The organism is Photorhabdus sp. P32 (assembly GCF_038085095.1).
In the GTDB taxonomy this organism is placed as follows: Bacteria; Pseudomonadota; Gammaproteobacteria; order Enterobacterales; family Enterobacteriaceae; genus Photorhabdus; species Photorhabdus luminescens.
The window spans coordinates 36,954-54,452 of record NZ_JAZGJN010000290.1; the positions used below are offsets into that span (position 1 = coordinate 36,954).

The 17,499-nt window shown below is 41.0% G+C and carries 20 protein-coding genes; 10 read left to right on the forward strand and 10 right to left on the reverse strand.

From position 1 onward, the window contains the following. Window positions 1-678 precede the first annotated feature (678 nt). From V2H77_RS20145 to V2H77_RS20165, 5 genes are all read left to right on the forward strand, one after another. Window positions 679-1,401 (forward strand): helix-turn-helix transcriptional regulator, encoded by a 723-nt coding sequence (locus tag V2H77_RS20145; RefSeq protein WP_341500238.1) that lies wholly within the window; start codon window positions 679-681, stop codon window positions 1,399-1,401. Window positions 1,402-1,561: 160 nt separating this feature from the next. Further along, entirely contained in the window at window positions 1,562-2,284 is a 723-nt protein-coding gene (locus tag V2H77_RS20150) for a helix-turn-helix transcriptional regulator (protein ID WP_341500239.1), read from the forward strand. Between the two features lie 149 nt (window positions 2,285-2,433). Then, the gene (locus V2H77_RS20155; protein ID WP_341500240.1) at window positions 2,434-3,156 is read left to right on the forward strand and encodes a helix-turn-helix transcriptional regulator; all 723 of its coding nucleotides are present in this window, start codon (window positions 2,434-2,436) and stop codon (window positions 3,154-3,156) included. Between the two features lie 147 nt (window positions 3,157-3,303). Beyond that, a complete protein-coding gene (locus tag V2H77_RS20160; RefSeq protein ID WP_341500241.1) occupies window positions 3,304-4,026 on the forward strand; it encodes a helix-turn-helix transcriptional regulator in 723 nt (240 codons plus the stop codon). A 161-nt stretch (window positions 4,027-4,187) separates the two neighbouring features. After that, window positions 4,188-4,910, forward strand: coding sequence for a helix-turn-helix transcriptional regulator (locus V2H77_RS20165; RefSeq protein ID WP_341500242.1), 723 nt, complete (start codon window positions 4,188-4,190; stop codon window positions 4,908-4,910). A 427-nt stretch (window positions 4,911-5,337) separates the two neighbouring features. On the opposite strand, the gene V2H77_RS20170 is transcribed toward V2H77_RS20165, so the two are convergent. After that, window positions 5,338-5,547 carry a helix-turn-helix domain-containing protein gene (locus V2H77_RS20170; protein WP_036808528.1) on the reverse strand — a complete coding sequence of 70 codons (210 nt, stop codon included), beginning with the start codon at window positions 5,545-5,547 and terminating at the stop codon, window positions 5,338-5,340. Window positions 5,548-5,769: 222 nt separating this feature from the next. Between V2H77_RS20170 and V2H77_RS20175 the strand changes: the two genes are divergently transcribed. After that, on the forward strand, window positions 5,770-5,982 hold the full coding sequence (locus V2H77_RS20175) for a hypothetical protein (protein ID WP_341500243.1): 213 nt from the start codon (window positions 5,770-5,772) through the stop codon (window positions 5,980-5,982). 3 nt (window positions 5,983-5,985) lie between these two features. Here V2H77_RS20175 and V2H77_RS20180 read toward each other — a convergent pair whose 3' ends face one another. The 8 genes from V2H77_RS20180 to V2H77_RS20220 all read right to left on the reverse strand — a co-directional run bounded on the left by V2H77_RS20180 (window position 5,986) and on the right by V2H77_RS20220 (window position 13,850). Continuing rightward, complete coding sequence (locus V2H77_RS20180; RefSeq protein WP_341500244.1) at window positions 5,986-7,179, reverse strand: MFS transporter; 1,194 nt, start codon at window positions 7,177-7,179, stop codon at window positions 5,986-5,988. 22 nt (window positions 7,180-7,201) lie between these two features. Next, window positions 7,202-8,383: a cysteine desulfurase family protein gene (locus V2H77_RS20185; RefSeq protein WP_341500245.1), complete on the reverse strand. Its 1,182-nt coding sequence runs from the start codon at window positions 8,381-8,383 to the stop codon at window positions 7,202-7,204. Between the two features lie 60 nt (window positions 8,384-8,443). After that, complete coding sequence (locus tag V2H77_RS20190) at window positions 8,444-9,151, reverse strand: hypothetical protein (protein ID WP_265377915.1); 708 nt, start codon at window positions 9,149-9,151, stop codon at window positions 8,444-8,446. Between the two features lie 765 nt (window positions 9,152-9,916). Continuing rightward, complete coding sequence (locus tag V2H77_RS20200) at window positions 9,917-10,186, reverse strand: type II toxin-antitoxin system RelE/ParE family toxin (protein ID WP_112876846.1); 270 nt, start codon at window positions 10,184-10,186, stop codon at window positions 9,917-9,919. A gap of 2 nt (window positions 10,187-10,188) precedes the next feature. Next, window positions 10,189-10,446, reverse strand: a complete 258-nt coding sequence (locus V2H77_RS20205; protein ID WP_049583252.1) for a type II toxin-antitoxin system RelB/DinJ family antitoxin — start codon at window positions 10,444-10,446, stop codon at window positions 10,189-10,191. A gap of 146 nt (window positions 10,447-10,592) precedes the next feature. Then, the gene (gene eno / locus V2H77_RS20210; protein WP_139654660.1) at window positions 10,593-11,894 is read right to left on the reverse strand and encodes a phosphopyruvate hydratase; all 1,302 of its coding nucleotides are present in this window, start codon (window positions 11,892-11,894) and stop codon (window positions 10,593-10,595) included. Window positions 11,895-11,966: 72 nt separating this feature from the next. Beyond that, complete coding sequence (gene pyrG / locus V2H77_RS20215) at window positions 11,967-13,604, reverse strand: glutamine hydrolyzing CTP synthase (protein WP_341500246.1); 1,638 nt, start codon at window positions 13,602-13,604, stop codon at window positions 11,967-11,969. A 69-nt stretch (window positions 13,605-13,673) separates the two neighbouring features. Further along, entirely contained in the window at window positions 13,674-13,850 is a 177-nt protein-coding gene (locus V2H77_RS20220; protein WP_341500247.1) for a hypothetical protein, read from the reverse strand. Between the two features lie 162 nt (window positions 13,851-14,012). Between V2H77_RS20220 and V2H77_RS20225 the strand changes: the two genes are divergently transcribed. The 4 genes from V2H77_RS20225 (at window position 14,013) to V2H77_RS20240 (ending at window position 16,484) form a co-directional block, all read left to right on the forward strand. Further along, on the forward strand, window positions 14,013-14,360 hold the full coding sequence (locus V2H77_RS20225; RefSeq protein WP_341500248.1) for a hypothetical protein: 348 nt from the start codon (window positions 14,013-14,015) through the stop codon (window positions 14,358-14,360). Between the two features lies 1 nt (window position 14,361). Beyond that, window positions 14,362-14,964 carry a restriction endonuclease fold toxin 5 domain-containing protein gene (locus V2H77_RS20230; RefSeq protein WP_341500249.1) on the forward strand — a complete coding sequence of 201 codons (603 nt, stop codon included), beginning with the start codon at window positions 14,362-14,364 and terminating at the stop codon, window positions 14,962-14,964. 13 nt (window positions 14,965-14,977) lie between these two features. Next, complete coding sequence (locus V2H77_RS20235; protein ID WP_132343818.1) at window positions 14,978-15,700, forward strand: Imm52 family immunity protein; 723 nt, start codon at window positions 14,978-14,980, stop codon at window positions 15,698-15,700. 61 nt (window positions 15,701-15,761) lie between these two features. Then, window positions 15,762-16,484, forward strand: a complete 723-nt coding sequence (locus tag V2H77_RS20240) for a hypothetical protein (RefSeq protein WP_341500250.1) — start codon at window positions 15,762-15,764, stop codon at window positions 16,482-16,484. Window positions 16,485-16,612: 128 nt separating this feature from the next. Here the strand turns inward: V2H77_RS20240 and mazG are convergent, their stop codons facing one another. Next, window positions 16,613-17,392, reverse strand: coding sequence for a nucleoside triphosphate pyrophosphohydrolase (gene mazG, locus V2H77_RS20245; protein WP_341500251.1), 780 nt, complete (start codon window positions 17,390-17,392; stop codon window positions 16,613-16,615). Between the last annotated feature and the right edge of the window lie 107 nt (window positions 17,393-17,499).

Consider the following 17,499-nt stretch of genomic DNA (forward strand, 5'->3'; position numbering starts at 1 on the left):
GGTGACTCCATTAGCGCCGGTGATATCTGATCCACCATTGCTACAATTGTTAAAAAATACAAGGCGTGTGAATATAAGGAGTCTTCTCCAAGAAGCAAATGTTGTTTTTTGAATTTTGGGATCTAAAGCGCGAGAACTAGCCAATTAAATCATAACAGACGGTATTTTATACAAATTTTCGTTGTTATATCACATTATTACATCTTTATAGGTATAGAAAAGCGCTACGTTTTATGTAAGTTTTCGGACATAAAAAATAGATGAATTCTCTCCTTCCCGAACTACCGACAAACCAATTTTTTCTCATCTTTCACTGATAACTTTATGAGGGGAAAGCTTTATTACTTGAATAAGTAAAAGTTTATATAGTCATTTACTTTCAGATAGCACGAAAAACGATAGTTCACATGATCTAACCTGAACGAGTCAGGTCCTACGGCGTAAATTCTCTCAAATTCCATCCAGCGTATTTCATATTGAAATATTTCATTAATAACATAATCAACAAGGAAAATTTTACACAATATAAAATATTGGCATATTGAAGATATTCACCCTTTGTAGAATTATCCGCACCAAATAGGTGCCCCAAAACTCATAAATATAATTATCCATTATGTCGTAAAAGTGATAGCTTTATATGGAAATTTTTACAGTTTAATCATGATGGATGAAATTATGAAAGATAACACGATGAGTTTCTCTGTAAATAAAGATCTGGATGTTCATTCAAAAAGCTTTGATGCCTTCATATCATACATGGAGAACAGCAATGATCTTTGGATTATAAAAGACAACGAATCTCGATTCGTCTATGCGAATGATGTTGCTCTTTATTACAGCGACCTTCCTAAAGGTTTTAACATAGAAGGCAGACTTGATAGTGAATGTCCAGCACCGTGGGCTGAGTTTGCAGATATTATACAAGCCAATGATAGAAACGTAATGATGAGTCAAAAGACCATTCCAGTACTAAACACTTTCATCTATGGCGGGAGAGAGAAAATGATCCAGCCATTTTTAGCCGAGCTTACACCGCTAATGAAGGATGGAAAATGCATTGGGGTTGTGGGACACGGTAGAAAACTTGAAATTTATTCCATGTACCACTTTGAAAACAACAGACATCCTGATTCATTAACTTTTGGCAAACCAACTGATTTATTTACCGACAGAGAGTTCGATATAGTATTTTTTGCTTTGCAATCGCTAAGCGCTAAAGATATAGCTAAAAAATTAGGTATCACATATAGAACGGTACAAAGCAGGCTGCATATCATTTACCAAAAAATAGGGATAAATTCATTAACCCAGTTAAAAGAATATTGCCGGGGTAAGGGGTACGATAATTATGCGCCTACCCGATTTATTAACCCTAATCCCTATATACCTCTGGCATAACAATGCACAACATTTCTGTCGTCACTATGCCATTAAGGTTCTGCCTAACAGAACCTTATGCTCCAACCAAAACTCGCTTAACAACGCGAAAAGCAGTTTTGTGGGATACCTAACATGGAGGTTATCGCGGTTTTACAGTTCAATCATAATGGGTGAAATTATGAAAGATAACACGATGAGTTTCTCTGTAAATAAAGATCTGGATGTTCATTCAAAAAGTTTTGATGCTTTCATATCATATATGGAAAATAGCAATGATTTTTGGGTTATAAAAGACAACGAATCTCGATTCGTCTATGCCAATGATACTATGATTTATTACAGCGGTCTTCCTAAAGGTTTTAATATAGAAGGGAGGCTTGATGGTGAGTGTCCAGCACCGTGGTCTGAGTTTGAGGATATTATACAAGCTAATGATAAAAACGTAAGGACAAGTCAAAAAACCATTCCGGTATTAAATACCTTCACTTATGGCGGGAAAGAAAAAATAATCCAGCCGTTTCTAGTTGACATTACACCGCTAATGAAGGATGGAAAATGCATTGGGATTGTGGGGCACGGTAAAAAACTTGAAATTTATTCCATGTATCATTTTGAAAACAACATTCATCCAGAGTCATTAACTTTTGGCACACCAACTGATTTATTTACCGACAGAGAGTTCGATATAGTATTTTTTGCGTTGCAATCGCTAAGCGCCAAAGACATAGCTAGAAAATTAGGTATCACATATAGAACTGTACAGAGCAGGCTACATGTCATTTACCAGAAAATAGGGATAAATTCATTAAGCCAGTTAAAAGAATATTGCCGGGGTAAGGGATATAATAACTATGCTCCTACCCGATTTATTAACCCTAATCCCTATATACCTCTGGCATAACAATGTGTCGTCACTATGCCATTAGGGCTCTGTCTAACAGAGCCTTATATTCCGACCAAAACTCGCTTAACAACGCGAAAAGCAGTTTTGTGAGATACCTCACATGGACGTTATCACGGTTTTACAGTTCAATCGTAATGGGTGAAATTATGAAAGATAACACGATGAGTTTCTCTATAAACAAAGATCTGGATGTTAATTCGAAAAGTTTTGATGCTTTCATATCATATATGGAAAACAGCAACGATGTTTGGGTTATAAAAGACAACGAATCTCGATTCATCTATGCCAATGATACTATGATTTATTACAGCGGTCTTCCTAAAGGTTTTAATATAGAAGGCAGGCTTGATGGTGAGTGTCCGGCACCGTGGTCCGAGTTTGCAGATATTATACAAGCTAATGATAACAATGTCATGACGAGTCAAAAGACCATTCGGGTACTACACACCTTCACTTATGTCGGAAGAGAAAAAATAATCCAACCATTTCTGGTCAATGTTACTCCTCTAATGAAGGATGGAAAATGCATTGGGATTGTGTCGCACGGTAAAAAACTTCAAATTTATTCCATGTATCATTTTGAAAACAACATTCATCCAGAGTCATTAACTTTTGGCAAACCAACTGATTTATTTACCGACAGAGAGTTCGATATAGTATTTTTTGCTTTGCAATCGCTAAACGCTAAAGATATAGCGAGAAAATTAGGTATTTCATATAGAACGGTACAAAGCAGGCTACATATCATTTATCAGAAAATAGGGATAAATTCATTAAGCCAGTTAAAAGAATATTGCAGGGGTAAAGGGTATGATAACTACGCCCCGACCCAATTTATTAATCCTAATCCCTATATAACTCTGGCATAACGATGAGCTTCACATGGAGGTTATTACAGTTTTACAGTTTTACAGTTTTACAGTTTTACAGTTTTACAGTTTTACAGTTTTACAGTTTTACAGTTTTACAGTTTTACAGTTTTACAGTTTTACAGTTCAATTATGATAGGTGAAATTATGAAAGATAACACGATGAGTTTCTCTGTAAACAAAGATCTGGATGTTTATTCAAAAAGCTTTGATGCCTTCATATCATACATGGAGAATTGTAATGAGTTCTGGTATATAAAAGATAAAGAATCGAGATTTATCTATATGAATGATTATGGAATTCATCATAGCGGATTACCCAAAGGGTTTAATGTTGAAGGTAAACTGGATAGTGAGTGTCCGGTTTATTGGTCTGAGGTTGCTGATATCATTCAATCTAATGACCGCAGAGTGATGGAGGAAAAAAAAGTCATTCCTACTTTAATTACATTTATGTATGGCGGCAGGGATAAAATTATTCAACCATTTATGGCGGATGTCACGCCTTTAATGAAAAACGGAGAGTCGATTGGCGTAGTAGGCAGAGCTAGAAAGCTAGAAGTTTTTTCAATGTATCATATAGAAACTAATAAACCTCCTGAATCATTATCATTTGGCAACCCAACTGAGATTTTTACAGATAGAGAGTTCGATATAGTATTTTTCGCGTTGCAATCATTAAGTGCTAAAGATATAGCGAGAAAATTAGGTATCACATATAGAACGGTACAAAGCAGGCTACATATCATTTATCAGAAAATAGGGATAAACTCATTAAGCCAGTTAAAAGAATATTGCAGAGATAAAAGATATAATAACTATGCGCCTACCCGATTTATTAACCTTAATCCCTATATACCTCTGGCATAATAATGCACAACATTGCTGTCGTCACTATGCAATTAGGGTTCTGTCTAACAGAACCTTAATGATCCGACCAAAACCCGCTTAACAGCGTGAAGGGCGGTTTTGTGAGATACTTCACATGAAAGATATCACAGTTTTACTGTTCAATTATGATAGGTGAAATTATGAAAGATAAAAGTATGAATTTCTCTGTAAATAAAGATCTGGATATTCATTCAGAAAACTTTGATGCTTTCGTATCATACATGGAAAATAGCAACGATTTTTGGGCTATAAAAGACAACGAATCTCGATTCGTCTATGCAAATGATATTATGATTTATTACAGCGGCCTTCCTAAGGGTTTTAATATAGAAGGGCGGCTTGATGGTGAATGTCCAGCACCGTGGGCTGAATTTGAAGATATTATACAAGCTAATGAAAAAAACGTAAGGATTAGTCAAAAAACCATTCCGGTATTAAACACTTTAACTTATGGTGGGAGAGAAAAAATAACCCAACCATTTCTGGTCAATGTTACACCGCTAATGAAAGACGGAAAATGCCTTGGAATTGTAGCACATGGCAAAAAAATTGAAATTTATTCCATGTATCATTTTGAAAACAACATTCATCCTGACTCATTAACTTTTGGCACACCAACTGATTTATTTACTGATAGAGAGTTCGATATAGTATTTTTTGCTCTGCAATCGCTAAGCGCCAAAGACATAGCTAGAAAATTAGGTATCACATATAGAACTGTACAGAGCAGGCTACATGTCATTTACCAGAAAATAGGGATAAATTCATTAAGCCAGTTAAAAGAATATTGCAGGGGTAAGGGATACGATAATTATGCGCCTACCCGATTTATTAACCCTAATCCCTATATACCTCTGGCATAACAATGCACAGCATCTCGCGGGTTCTGCCTAACAGAACCCGACACGTAGAAGATCCTCTACGCTTCTGTAATCGATTTTCGTACCTTAACAAGTAAGGCATTTTGACTCTCATCACTCCGTATATCAAATTTTCTCATTCCGAACCCCGATCTTCGACATACTTTAATTATCGGTTGAATACTCATGGATTAGATATATTCAATATAAAACATCCATGAAATCATAAAATATATGAAGGAGCTCCATAAATAATACAACAAGTTAAACAGTTGATACGGAAAAATTAATTATGACAAACATCAAAGCAAAGTATTAATAACGTTACTTTAATTCAACGATCATACCTAAAGCTTTCCAAAAAACACAAGAAAAGCTTCAGGTATTTAATCTCTTCTCATTGAATTTTTTTCGAGAAGTCTATTTTAATTTATTTAGAATATCTGCTTGGCCATATTTCGAAAGGCTCACAATCTAAAGCAGTAGCAATAAGTTGTTCACCCTTAGGCCACGGACGGTGCAAAGCATTTGATAAAGTGGATGATGCAAGCCCCGCACCTCTTGAAATAGCAGATAACGACGTTCCCCGTTTTTTAAGTCCGGCAATAATATCCGCTGGGTGCCAGTCGTTTTTTACAATCATTCCTTCCTCTCCTTTCAGCTTGGTTATTCAAGGTGCTATATTCATACTCTCTTCAAATTAATATTTTTATATTGTTACAGCTTTTCCCTGAGTCCGCACTGGTGCGGAATATTTAAAAATAGCTGCACTAAGACGTAAACCCTCGTTAAGTACAGCCAAATATTCTCCGAATAGGAACATGTCATGCCTAACGATTAAAGAGTCATAAATGAGCTTTAATTGTTAAGCAATGTTCTTTTCTGGATACTAGAATATTTAAAAAGTTTAGTTGTTTTGGGAAATGTTGGAAGCCGCATTAAATACATTAGCGAATGTCCTAAAAAAGCGCTTCAATTACGAGGAATGACGCCAATTAAATACTTTAATAGTCATCGAAAAATTGCTTACGCAACAGCAAATCAGCCAGTCGATAATTATCGACTGGCTGAATGACAGTTAACGTGCTTCATTCTGTGCCGTCAACCTGTCCTTAATACGATAAAACCACCGCCCTCCCAACAACGCCACCACAAGTTCAAGAGCAGCTATTGCAGCTAGAGTTAGGATAAACAAGGTCTTACCGGCGCCAACTAATATCCATCCGCCTAGCGCTGGAAATCCAAATATCCCCACAAAGTAGGCGACAACAAACCAGGTGAGGGCAGCATGACGATTCTCAAGCGCAGAGTCGTTTACTGCCCATGTTTGAATAACGGGATACACCAATCCATACCCTATCCCCGTTAACATGGCCGCCGCAATCTGGAACATAGGATTAACGGGTATGCCTAACAGGGCCAGAATACCCATGATTAAGAATAACATCAACGCGGTAACTAACGGGATACGGGGCATCGTCGATAAATGACGGGCCAACAAAAGCCGCGCTACAACCACGGTCGCTGCATGTACAGCAAAGAATGTACTTGCATTTGCTCGAGTCCCTTCAACCAGCGAACTCTGAAACGACATCATTCCGGAGAATACACAGCCTCCCAAGCCCACCATCACAATGGGACGGATCGCACTACTGGCAGCAATCTTGGTTATCTTTTTCACCCAAGGTCTCAGTGATAACTCCCGTTGACCATGCGGTTCCTTGATCCCAAAGGTCGCCAGAAGTAGTGAGGCGAAGATGCCAATAACACCAACAAAGAGAAATGTTATGCGGATGGGTACTCCTGCCTGTTCAACCGCGGCGGCGAGGAGGATGGGACTGCCGCAAATCCCAGCCATTTGAAACGCGCTGAAACGAGTAAACCAGTGCCCCCTGTCAGCATCAGTGACACGCTCCGACAATGCCATAGGCCCACTGATGTAGAACATTCCCCAACCGAGTCCAATCAAGAATGCCGCGATACGCGGGATGTAACTCAGTTCACCGCTGAAACCGCCTAAAAGAAGATAACCACAAGACATCGCCAATGCCGCGAGGGCTGCAAGGCTTGACGCTTCCAGTTGCCCGGCAAACCATCCCACCAAAGGAACGCCAATCAGGGTACCGACCAAGGCCACGCTAAGGGTCGTCCCAGTATCAATGTCACTCCCCCCTTGTGACCGAAAATACGCGGAAATAAGAAAGGTGGCGCCATATCCCCCCGCAGTGAATAGGGTTCCGAACAGGAGAAAAAGTGCCGACATTGTTCGCATGAGTCAAACTCCATCTTAATTATTACAAGACGCCGAATGGCTTTGGCGCCATCGACCTCAGTTTATTCACCGCTTTTTGTAGACGGAGACAAACATACCGTATCTCGTCCTCATTATTAAATCTGCCCAGTCCGAAGCGCACACTGGCTTGAGCCTGAGCATCACTGAGCCCTATTGCCTTCAGTACATGTGACGGAGCTCTGTTAGCGGATGTGCATGCAGACCCAGAAGACAACGCAACCTCGGAAAGCTCCAGCAAAAGCGAGTCAGCATCCAAACCGTTAAAGGAGACATTTAACAGACCGGGAAGGCATTCGGTAAGATGGCCGTTTATCCGAACATCAGCTACATTCTCGATAATATACAATCGAAGCAAATCCCGTAAATAACGTAACCTCATCGACTCATCAGGCAAGTTTTTAACAGACAGTTCGACGGCACGCCCGAAGCCTACTATCCCCGGGACGTTAAGAGTTCCAGAGCGTAAGCCTCGCTCATGTCCCCCTCCAACAATAAGAGGAGCAAGTGTTATATTCTTATTGCGTGAATCAATATAAAGTGCGCCGATTCCCTTTGGTCCATATATTTTGTGCGCTGAAAATGAGGCAAGGCTTATATTCATGCGTTGTACATCAAATTTTATTTTGCCGAGCGCTTGCGTGGCATCTGTATGAAAAGGAATATCACGTTCTTTACAGATCGCGCCTATCTCTTCAATTTTTTGTATTGAACCAATCTCGTTGTTAGCGGCCATAATCGAAACGAGATAGGTATCATCTCTTATTGCTCGAGATATTAAGTCTGGGGATACGATGCCGTCGCTTTGCGGCGGTAAATAGGTTACCTCGGTTCCCATTGATTCGAGCCTACTACAACAATCAAGAACCGCCTTATGCTCAATTGTCGATGTGATGACATGCCCTTTTTTGCCCCGACGTTGAAGGCCCATGATTGCAAGATTGTTCGACTCGGTGGAGCCAGACGTGAATATAATATCGGAATGACTCATCGCATTTATCGATGTTGATATCATTTTTCTTGCATTATCAACAGCTTCCATCGCTTTCCACCCAAATACATGGTTATTACTGGCAGCATTTCCATAAGCGCAGGTAAAATAGGGCATCATAGTTTGAAGCACATCGGGATCTAATGGCGTTGTAGCATTGTTATCCAAATATATCGGCCGAGTTAAGTTGTACATAATTTTCCCCCTTAACAAACAAAGATGAAATTATTTTTTTATTATCTTGACTATTATCTGCTAGGCAGTAACTACATCGCCTTTACTCACCTCCCCTTCTTCATTAACCAGATTAAGACGAATGGCAGTTGAAACACCGAGCATATGGCTGAGTTGTAGCCCACGCACATATGCCAAAGCTCTCGACCAAGCGCAATCCTCAAAGAACACCTCCAGAATAGCGTCTGAACCTTTGTGATCACCTGCGGCTTTCTCAAAATATTCCTTCGTAATTGCCGCACAGGTGAGTTTCTGAGTCGGCTCTTCGTAAGAAGCATCTGATGTCAGCGGTTTGCCGTCAGCGAGGTTTTTGGACACCATCCTCCGTGTGATGATTTCGGGTATTTCTCCAGAGTCTAAGATGTGGACAAGGTGCTGCCTGGCTGAATCTTCGTGAATAACACGTATTTCGCTGAGCGGAATCTGATATTTTTCTGTTACGGGCGAGAAGATATTCCTGATCGAGGCGTGGAGATGACTCAAACGGGGGTTCCGTTTTTGAGAATTGGTGAGGTTCTCTATCAGGAACTGGAGGCGGAATATCCCATGATGATCGAATGCCACGGATATCCTCGGTAATTGACCACATTCATCTTGGCTTCGCTTGGCAAACATCAAAGCAGCCTCAAAGGCTTTCAACTGAGCCTCGACAACTATCTCACTATCCTTATTAAGATAAACTCGAGAATTCCCTGCCAGTATGCTTACGTTAGTTTCTCGCTGATTCATTTTCATCAATATCCTTTTCCATGATGGATCGTATGTATAAGGATGCCCGAAGCATCCATTAATTTTTGGAGCAAAGGGAGTTCTTAAAGAGTGATTGATATAACGTATGGAAGATAAGGAGATCTTTATAATTTCACGTACGCTGAATACCGTTTTCTCTTGCGATCTCGGTTATAAAACAAGTATGTCTGATATTAGGCAAGGGTATAATTCCCATAAAAGAAGTTGGATAAAGGTTAGCGTATCTTTTTTATCAAAAAATAGATCTTCGTCTTGTTTAAACATTTTTTCTTTTTGACCTTGCAGCCGAGGCTCTGAGCCCGGCCATCGGACATCATTTAGCTCTCAGCTTACCGGGTAATTCTGTCACACCAATACAAGGCTCTAGTTGCCAAGTATGGATATGTCCGAACTGTTGTTGAGACAGCTAACTAAAATCCGTTATATCAAGGTAAATCTTCTCAGCAACATTAAAGGGGGGATTCTCGCTATTAAGCCATCGGCGAAAAGTTTCATATGTGAAAACATGGCTGCACCGACCGACGGCCTCAGGAAAACTCAAAAATTGACGTTGTAGAAGTTATCAGGCTATTACCCTTATGAAGGAGGGTTTTAGCCTTTCATTTGGAAGAATAAAATTATTTCAGGTTTGTCATGCTCAAACATCAACCTATTACACACAGCTCAACTTAATTTTTTCTCTTCGAATCACAGCTAGCTCTCCGCTCAACAAACATATTTAAAAATCCATCAGTTATCCTCTTACTATCCGAATAAATCAGCATGGCTACCAACTCGATACAAGATCAATTCAGTGTCCGTACGTCGATAAATCAGTAGTAAATCCGGTGCTCCATGACACTCCAAATAACCAATATAGTTACCATTCAGGCGGTGTTCTTTATACTTCGGTGGTAATGGCTGGCCGGTTTGCAAAAGCGCAAGGGTTTTCATAATGATTTCTTGCGCTTTTTTATTGTTGACGTACTTTTTGGCATCCCTTTTAAATCGGCTCTGATAAACGAAAATCAACACTGTTACCAGCCTAAATCACTTTTTAATTCATCAAGCGTGTTGGCACGGTGAACACCTATCCCGTTCTCTAGATCATGAATTGCCTGTAACGTCTCGCTATTCGGTTGCAGCAACCCATCCGGTAGCCGACCTTCTGCGGCTAATCGATTAATAACCATACGTATAACGGTAGATAAATCGAGCCCAAGTGCTTTGGCATTTGCCATTGCCGCCGCTTTGCAGGCTGGTGACACCCTGGCTCTGACAACAGTATCAGTCATAGTAAATGCTCCCCTGTGTGTTTGATTAGAACACCGTAGCCTTTTTGTAGCCACACGTCAAAAGATTATAAATATGACTTGGTAGCCAATTATCTGAGGAGGGTTTTACCCCTCCTGTTTAATTCTAATACTTAATTAATTACCTATTAAGACTGACCTTTTACTTCTTTCAGGCCATAGAAAGGAGCGCGGTTACCCAAAGCTTCTTCAATACGGATCAACTGGTTATATTTAGCAACGCGATCAGAACGGCTCATAGAACCGGTTTTGATTTGACCTGCGGCAGTACCTACGGCCAGATCAGCAATAGTCGCATCTTCAGTTTCACCAGAACGATGAGAGATTACCGCCGTGTAACCTGCGTCTTTTGCCATTTTAATCGCGGCCAGTGTTTCCGTCAGAGAACCAATCTGGTTGAATTTAATCAGAATGGAGTTAGCAATGCCTTTCTCAATACCTTCTTTCAGAATCTTAGTATTGGTAACAAACAGGTCGTCTCCAACCAATTGGATTTTCTCGCCCAATACTTTTGTCTGGTAAGCAAAACCTTCCCAGTCAGATTCATTCAATCCATCTTCGATAGAAACAATCGGGTACTTTCTGGTCAAATCTTCCAGGTAGTGAGTGAACTCTTGAGAGGTGAAAGTTTTACCTTCGCCTTTCAGCTCGTAGTTACCCGTTTCTGAGTTGTAGAATTCAGAAGCGGCACAATCCATAGCCAAAGTGACATCTTTGCCCAAAACATAACCGGCTTGTTCTATCGCTTCTTTGATAGCAGCCAGTGCAGCCGCGTTAGATTCCAAGTTAGGCGCATAGCCCCCTTCGTCACCAACCGCAGTGCTCATGCCTTTCGCTTTCAGAACCTTAGCCAAGCTATGGAAAACTTCAGAGCCAATACGAACCGCCTCTTTCAGCGTTTTTGCACCAACCGGCTGAATCATAAACTCCTGAATATCAACGTTGTTATCCGCATGCTCGCCGCCATTGATGATGTTCATCATCGGCAACGGCATAGAGAATTTACCCGGAGTGCCATTCAATTCAGCAATGTGCTCGTACAACGGCATGCCTTTCGCTGCTGCTGCTGCTTTAGCGTTAGCCAGAGAAACCGCCAGAATCGCGTTAGCACCGAATTGGGATTTATTTTCAGTACCATCCAGGTCGATCATGATTCTGTCGATGTTAGCCTGATCTTTAGCATCCTGACCGATAACTGCCTGTGCAATCGGGCCATTTACTGCATCAACAGCTTTCAATACACCTTTACCCATAAAACGGGATTTGTCACCGTCACGCAGTTCCAACGCTTCGCGAGAACCGGTAGATGCGCCAGAGGGCGCAGCCGCTAAACCCACAAATCCCCCTTCCAGATGCACTTCTGCCTCTACGGTTGGGTTACCACGGGAGTCAATGATTTCACGACCGATCACTTTAACGATTTTGGACATTAGGTTTTCCTCAGTACAAGTTACATTTCAGGTAAGCGACGGGATACTTCATACCGTCACTCACTGCACATCTTATTTGAGCTGGCCTTTCTGATATTTACCGGCAGCTTTAACAAAACCAGTAAACAATGGATGACCATCACGAGGAGTGGAAGTAAATTCTGGGTGGAACTGACAAGCCACGAACCAAGGATGGTCTGGGATCTCAATAATTTCTACTAATTTATGGTCTACTGAACGACCCGCTACCCGCAGACCAGCATTTTCAATACGTTTCAACAGTAAATTATTCACTTCATAACGATGACGATGACGCTCAACAATCGTATCCGCCCCATACAAGGCGCGCACCAAGCTATCTTTTGTCAGGTGGCATGGCTGACCACCTACACGCATCGTTCCACCAAGATCGCTCTCTTCGCTACGCACTTCTAAATTACCGTCTTCATCACGCCATTCGGTGATCAGACCAACAACCGGGAACCGGCAATCAGGTTCAAATTCTGTTGAGCTGGCTTTTTCCAAGCCCGCAACATGACGAGAAAACTCAATCAATGCTACCTGCATGCCGAGACAGATCCCCAGATAAGGAATTTTGTTCTCACGCGCATAACGGGCTGTCGTGATTTTGCCTTCCACACCACGACCACCGAAACCACCAGGAACCAGAATCGCATCCAGTCCCTTCAATAATTCAACACCACGAGTTTCAACATCCTGGGAATCAATCAGTTTGATATTCACCGTCAGACGATTTTTCAATCCGCCGTGTTTCAATGCTTCAATCACGGACTTGTACGCATCAGGCAGTTCAACATATTTACCCACCATCCCAATCGTGATTTCACCGGAAGGATTAGCTTCTTCGTAAATAACCTGCTCCCATTCGGACAAGTTTGCTTCCGGACAATCAAGGCTGAATCGTTTACAAATATAATCATCTAAGCCTTGAGATTTCAATAGCCCTGGGATTTTATAAATGGAATCAACGTCTTTTAGGGAGATAACCGCTTTTTCCGGCACATTACAGAAAAGAGCAATTTTTGCACGTTCGTTAGCAGGGATGACGCGATCTGAACGACAAATCAGAATATCCGGTTGAATACCGATAGAAAGCAGTTCTTTTACCGAGTGCTGAGTCGGTTTAGTTTTGACTTCGCCAGCCGCTGCCAGATAAGGCACCAGCGTCAGGTGCAAATATAACGTGTGTTCACGGCCAACTTCTACCGCCATTTGACGAATAGCTTCAAGGAATGGCAACGATTCGATATCACCGACAGTACCGCCAACTTCCACCAGCACCACATCATGACCTTCACCACCGCTGATGATGCGATCTTTAATTTCATTGGTGATGTGAGGAATAACTTGAACGGTCGCCCCCAAATAGTCGCCACGGCGCTCTTTGCGCAGAACTTCGGAATAAACCCGCCCCGTCGTAAAGTTATTGCGGCGAGTCATTTTAGTACGGATGAAACGCTCATAGTGACCTAAATCGAGATCAGTTTCAGCACCGTCTTCGGTAACGAAAACCTCCCCGTGTTGAATTGGGCTCATCGTACCTGGATCGACATTGATGTACGGGTCCAGTTTCATAATAGTGACATTGAGTCCACGGGCTTCGAGTATAGCCGCCAAAGAGGCTGCGGCAATGCCTTTACCCAGAGAGGATACGACCCCGCCGGTCACAAAAATATAATTAGTTTTCATGCTGAACCTGAAAGTTTAGGTTTAAAGATGATGGATATAACCAGGACGGGAAAGCAGTATACCTGAACCTTAAATTCGCCACAAATAATCTGAACGCAAATAAGGTATTTTTCCCGCATTTTGTTGTCCCTCATTAACTCCATCTGTGCTTAAAAATAGCCGATTCATTCGTTGTACGCGGATAGCGGCCCCTTTCACAGCATTGTCAATCTCGACATGAGTACATACAGAAACTTTATTTTTCATAAAGTCAATCACTCTTGTTTCTTCTTAATATTGGATGATTTCATTGCTTTAATTGATTAAAAAACAGTATGATTGTTTGCAATGCAATCATTTCAGCTAAATTGCACTCAGATAAAAGGCCCAATATAGGTAATAGTAGCTTATGAGTTGAGGAGCGATACCATGATTATACTGACTCAGGAACAATTCGATAGAATTATTGATTCAGGGGACAATGCTTATATTGAAAAAATCAAGCAATGCATTTTGTCAAAACATGCCGACTTGGTTGTGCATGAGGATGAGAAAAATTTGCATAAGCGACTGAGAGAGGCATATCGATATCTAATCGACGACCTAGGATTTAGAAATAAAAAGCTTATTAAATCATACCTTTATTTAACCGCCTTCAATCTTAATTTCCATGATGCGCCAGAAATCAAAAATGCCCTTGAAACAGGAGAAAACCCGGAACAACAATACAAAGATATCCTGAGGATAACAGATAACTTATTGAAAAGGAGAAATTAACATGCCTTTACCTCTGTTAGTTCCGGTAGCCCTGACTGCTGCCGAATATGCAGCATCAGCCCTTGCGGGCATATTAGTCGGCGTTGGGGTTGGCCTCGGTGTTGAGGAGATAACAAAAGAGGATGAAAAAGAGGAATCGCTAGCCCAAACAGATGAAATCAGTACAGCAAGGGAAGAATGCAAGGTGTGTCCAGCCACTGAGAAAGTGAGTTCTGGCTGGGAGAGCACCAGTTCATATTCGCAGATTACCCTTGATTATCAACTCCAAATAGCTAAAACCATTTACAAACCGGACGCCAAACTTATACAAGTTTGGGAATGCTTAGGCGTGAGTTTTGATGGCTGGCGCCCGGAATGGTGCCTGTTTCTGGAATCCAAAGCTAAATATGATCAGTTTTTTAGGAAGGGAAAGCCAGTGATATGGTGGACAGGTGATGAATCCATGAAAAAGCAAGGTAGGCGACAACAAGACGTGTGCGCCTCATTGAGTGATATTCCACGTTCTCACTGGCATTTTATGGAGCCTGTAAGCGCCGCTTACTACTCACAGGAATTTGCTGAATATTTCAATATTAAAGTATTTCACACCCCCTTACTCAGATAATGCGAGACAACATATGACTATTTTATCACCAGAAATAAAGCTATATTTTGACCGGCAAGAACCCTTGACTCCCCAAGCAGTACTTGCTGATTTATATAAAATAACACAGCGGATTGACCTATTCTTCGGGCGTCATAAAACTTGGTATTTAACAGGTCATACTCGTAAAGAAGCATTGGAACACCTTGTTTTTGAAGAGAACCACCCGACGGAAAAAGCGTTTCGATTGTTTGAAAAAAGTTACAAAGAAGATTTCCCTTTTATAGGAAAAAAAATCTGGGATGGCGAAGATGATGATCTTGCCTGTTCCCTATTTTATGAAAACTATCGTAGAGACAGGTTAGGGCAAATTAAGGTAAGAATGGATCTTAATATTGACGAAAAGGAGTTTCAGTTTTCACGGTTGATTGATTTTATTACCTTTTTGGTTTTCAGCCGTAATTCCCCCTATATTATGGTGGAAACTAACGGCTATACCTTGAATCGAAATCAGGTATTTCCCGACAGGTTAAGTGCAGGTTGGATGATTTATTTACCCTTCGTTATAGACCCCTCATTGTTACCAATGGCAGATGAAATCTTGCCTATTGCAAATGATAAAGAGCAATTGGGGACATTAATCATCACCAAAAAAGGCATTTTTGACGGCGAAAATCAGGACGATATTGATAAAGCCAATGATGTTGAAATTCAGTTGGTAAATCTGGGATTACTGCCATTAATTACTGAGGTTTAGTTGCTACCCTTAATCAGGTAGGCATTTCATACTCCCTTATTTAGATAATCTGAGGTAATACATGGCTATTTTATCACCAGAAATAAAGCTATATTTTGACCGGCAAGAACCCTTGACTCCACAAATAGTATTAGCTGATTTATATCGAATTACTCAGCAAATCGATCACTTTTTTAGCCGTCATAAGACTTGGTATTTGACTGGTCATACTCGTAAAGAAGCATTAGAACACCTTGTTTTTGAAGAGAACCTCCCGACGGAAAAAGCGTTTCAAGTGTTTGAAAAAAATTACAAAAAAAATTTTCCTTTTATAGGAAAAAGTATTTGGGATGGTGAAGATGATGATCTTGCCTGTTCCCTATTCTATGAGAACTATCGTAGTGACAGGTTAGGACAAACTGAAATAACAATAGATCTTAATATTGACAAAAAGGAGTTTCAGTTTTCACGGTTGATTGATCTTATTACCTTTTTGGTTTTCAGCCGTAATTCCCCCTACATTATGGTGGAAACTAACGGCTATACCTTGAATCGAAATCAGGTATTTCCCGACAGGTTAAGTGCAGGTTGGATGATTTATTTACCCTTCGTTATAGACCCCTCATTGTTACCAATGGCAGATGAAATCTTGCCTATTGCAAATGATAAAGAGCAATTGGGGACATTAATCATCACCAAAAAAGGCATTTTTGACGGTGAAAATCAGGACGATATTGATAAAGCCAATGATGTTGAAATTCAGTTGTTAAATCTGGGATTACTGCCATTAATTACTGAGGTTTAACGGCAACGAGATAATTTTCTATTCTTCATCATTCCTTTGATATCTTTTCGTGAATTAGCGCCGCTTTCTGTTTCCGCTTTTTTCGCGTTGATAACAGCCCTCTTGGGCTGTTTGCCATCCCTTTCCGGTTACTGTTTCTTAACCTGCTGCCACATTTGTTCCATTTCTTCCAATGTCGCCGCTTCCAAGGTTTGGCCTTGGTTCAGGATCAGCTTTTCTACTTCTCTAAATCGGTTATCAAACTTATTGCATGCTTTTTGCAATGCCATTTCCGGCTTGTATCCCAGATGGCGGGATAAGTTCACAACGGCAAACAACAAATCGCCAATCTCTTCTTCCAGATGCTGTTCATCAACTACCGCCTGATGAGCCTCATCCATCACTTCGTCGATCTCTTCATAAACTTTGTCCAGCACTGGCCCCAACGTATCCCAGTCAAAACCAACCACAGCACAACGTTTCTGTATTTTATACGCTTTCATCAACGCTGGCAGACTTGCCGGAATGTCATCAAGGACCGAATGTAGATCTTTTTGCGCTCTTTCCTGCGCCTTACGTTTTTCCCAACCATTGATAGCTACATCACTGTTGATATCCTGCTGCTGACCGAAAATATGTGGATGGCGGCGCTCCAGCTTATCGCTAATCGCATGACAGATATCATCAAAATCAAACAACTGTTGCTCTTTGCCCATTTCAGCATAGAACACCACCTGAAATAACAAATCGCCCAATTCTTCTTTTAGATCAGAAAAATCGCCCCGTTCAATAGCATCAATGACTTCATAAGTCTCTTCCAGTGTATAAGGTGCGATAGTTTTGAATGTCTGTTGTTTGTCCCAAGGACATCCCTGTTGAGGATGGCGCAATTGCGCCATAATCTCTAATAACCGTTTTATACCCGTCATCTTTCAAGTTACCTCTTTGTTATCTGCACTCGCTCACCCCGGTCACATAGTTCGCTATGCTCCCGGGAATTCTCTCCCTTGCCGTCGCGATGCATCTTGAAATCCAT

Bases quoted from the DNA above. Each gene is read 5' to 3' on its own strand.
- V2H77_RS20145 (WP_341500238.1), top strand. From the start codon at position 679: ATGAAAGATAACACGATGAGTTTCTCTGTAAATAAAGATCTGGATGTT.
- V2H77_RS20150 (WP_341500239.1), top strand. From the start codon at position 1,562: ATGAAAGATAACACGATGAGTTTCTCTGTAAATAAAGATCTGGATGTT.
- V2H77_RS20155 (WP_341500240.1), top strand. From the start codon at position 2,434: ATGAAAGATAACACGATGAGTTTCTCTATAAACAAAGATCTGGATGTT.
- V2H77_RS20160 (WP_341500241.1), top strand. From the start codon at position 3,304: ATGAAAGATAACACGATGAGTTTCTCTGTAAACAAAGATCTGGATGTT.
- V2H77_RS20165 (WP_341500242.1), top strand. From the start codon at position 4,188: ATGAAAGATAAAAGTATGAATTTCTCTGTAAATAAAGATCTGGATATT.
- V2H77_RS20180 (WP_341500244.1), bottom strand. From the start codon at position 7,179: ATGCGAACAATGTCGGCACTTTTTCTCCTGTTCGGAACCCTATTCACT.
- V2H77_RS20185 (WP_341500245.1), bottom strand. From the start codon at position 8,383: ATGTACAACTTAACTCGGCCGATATATTTGGATAACAATGCTACAACG.
- V2H77_RS20190 (WP_265377915.1), bottom strand. From the start codon at position 9,151: ATGAATCAGCGAGAAACTAACGTAAGCATACTGGCAGGGAATTCTCGA.
- V2H77_RS20205 (WP_049583252.1), bottom strand. From the start codon at position 10,446: ATGACTGATACTGTTGTCAGAGCCAGGGTGTCACCAGCCTGCAAAGCG.
- eno (WP_139654660.1), bottom strand. From the start codon at position 11,894: ATGTCCAAAATCGTTAAAGTGATCGGTCGTGAAATCATTGACTCCCGT.
- pyrG (WP_341500246.1), bottom strand. From the start codon at position 13,604: ATGAAAACTAATTATATTTTTGTGACCGGCGGGGTCGTATCCTCTCTG.
- V2H77_RS20220 (WP_341500247.1), bottom strand. From the start codon at position 13,850: ATGAAAAATAAAGTTTCTGTATGTACTCATGTCGAGATTGACAATGCT.
- V2H77_RS20225 (WP_341500248.1), top strand. From the start codon at position 14,013: ATGATTATACTGACTCAGGAACAATTCGATAGAATTATTGATTCAGGG.
- V2H77_RS20230 (WP_341500249.1), top strand. From the start codon at position 14,362: ATGCCTTTACCTCTGTTAGTTCCGGTAGCCCTGACTGCTGCCGAATAT.
- V2H77_RS20235 (WP_132343818.1), top strand. From the start codon at position 14,978: ATGACTATTTTATCACCAGAAATAAAGCTATATTTTGACCGGCAAGAA.
- V2H77_RS20240 (WP_341500250.1), top strand. From the start codon at position 15,762: ATGGCTATTTTATCACCAGAAATAAAGCTATATTTTGACCGGCAAGAA.
- mazG (WP_341500251.1), bottom strand. From the start codon at position 17,392: ATGACGGGTATAAAACGGTTATTAGAGATTATGGCGCAATTGCGCCAT.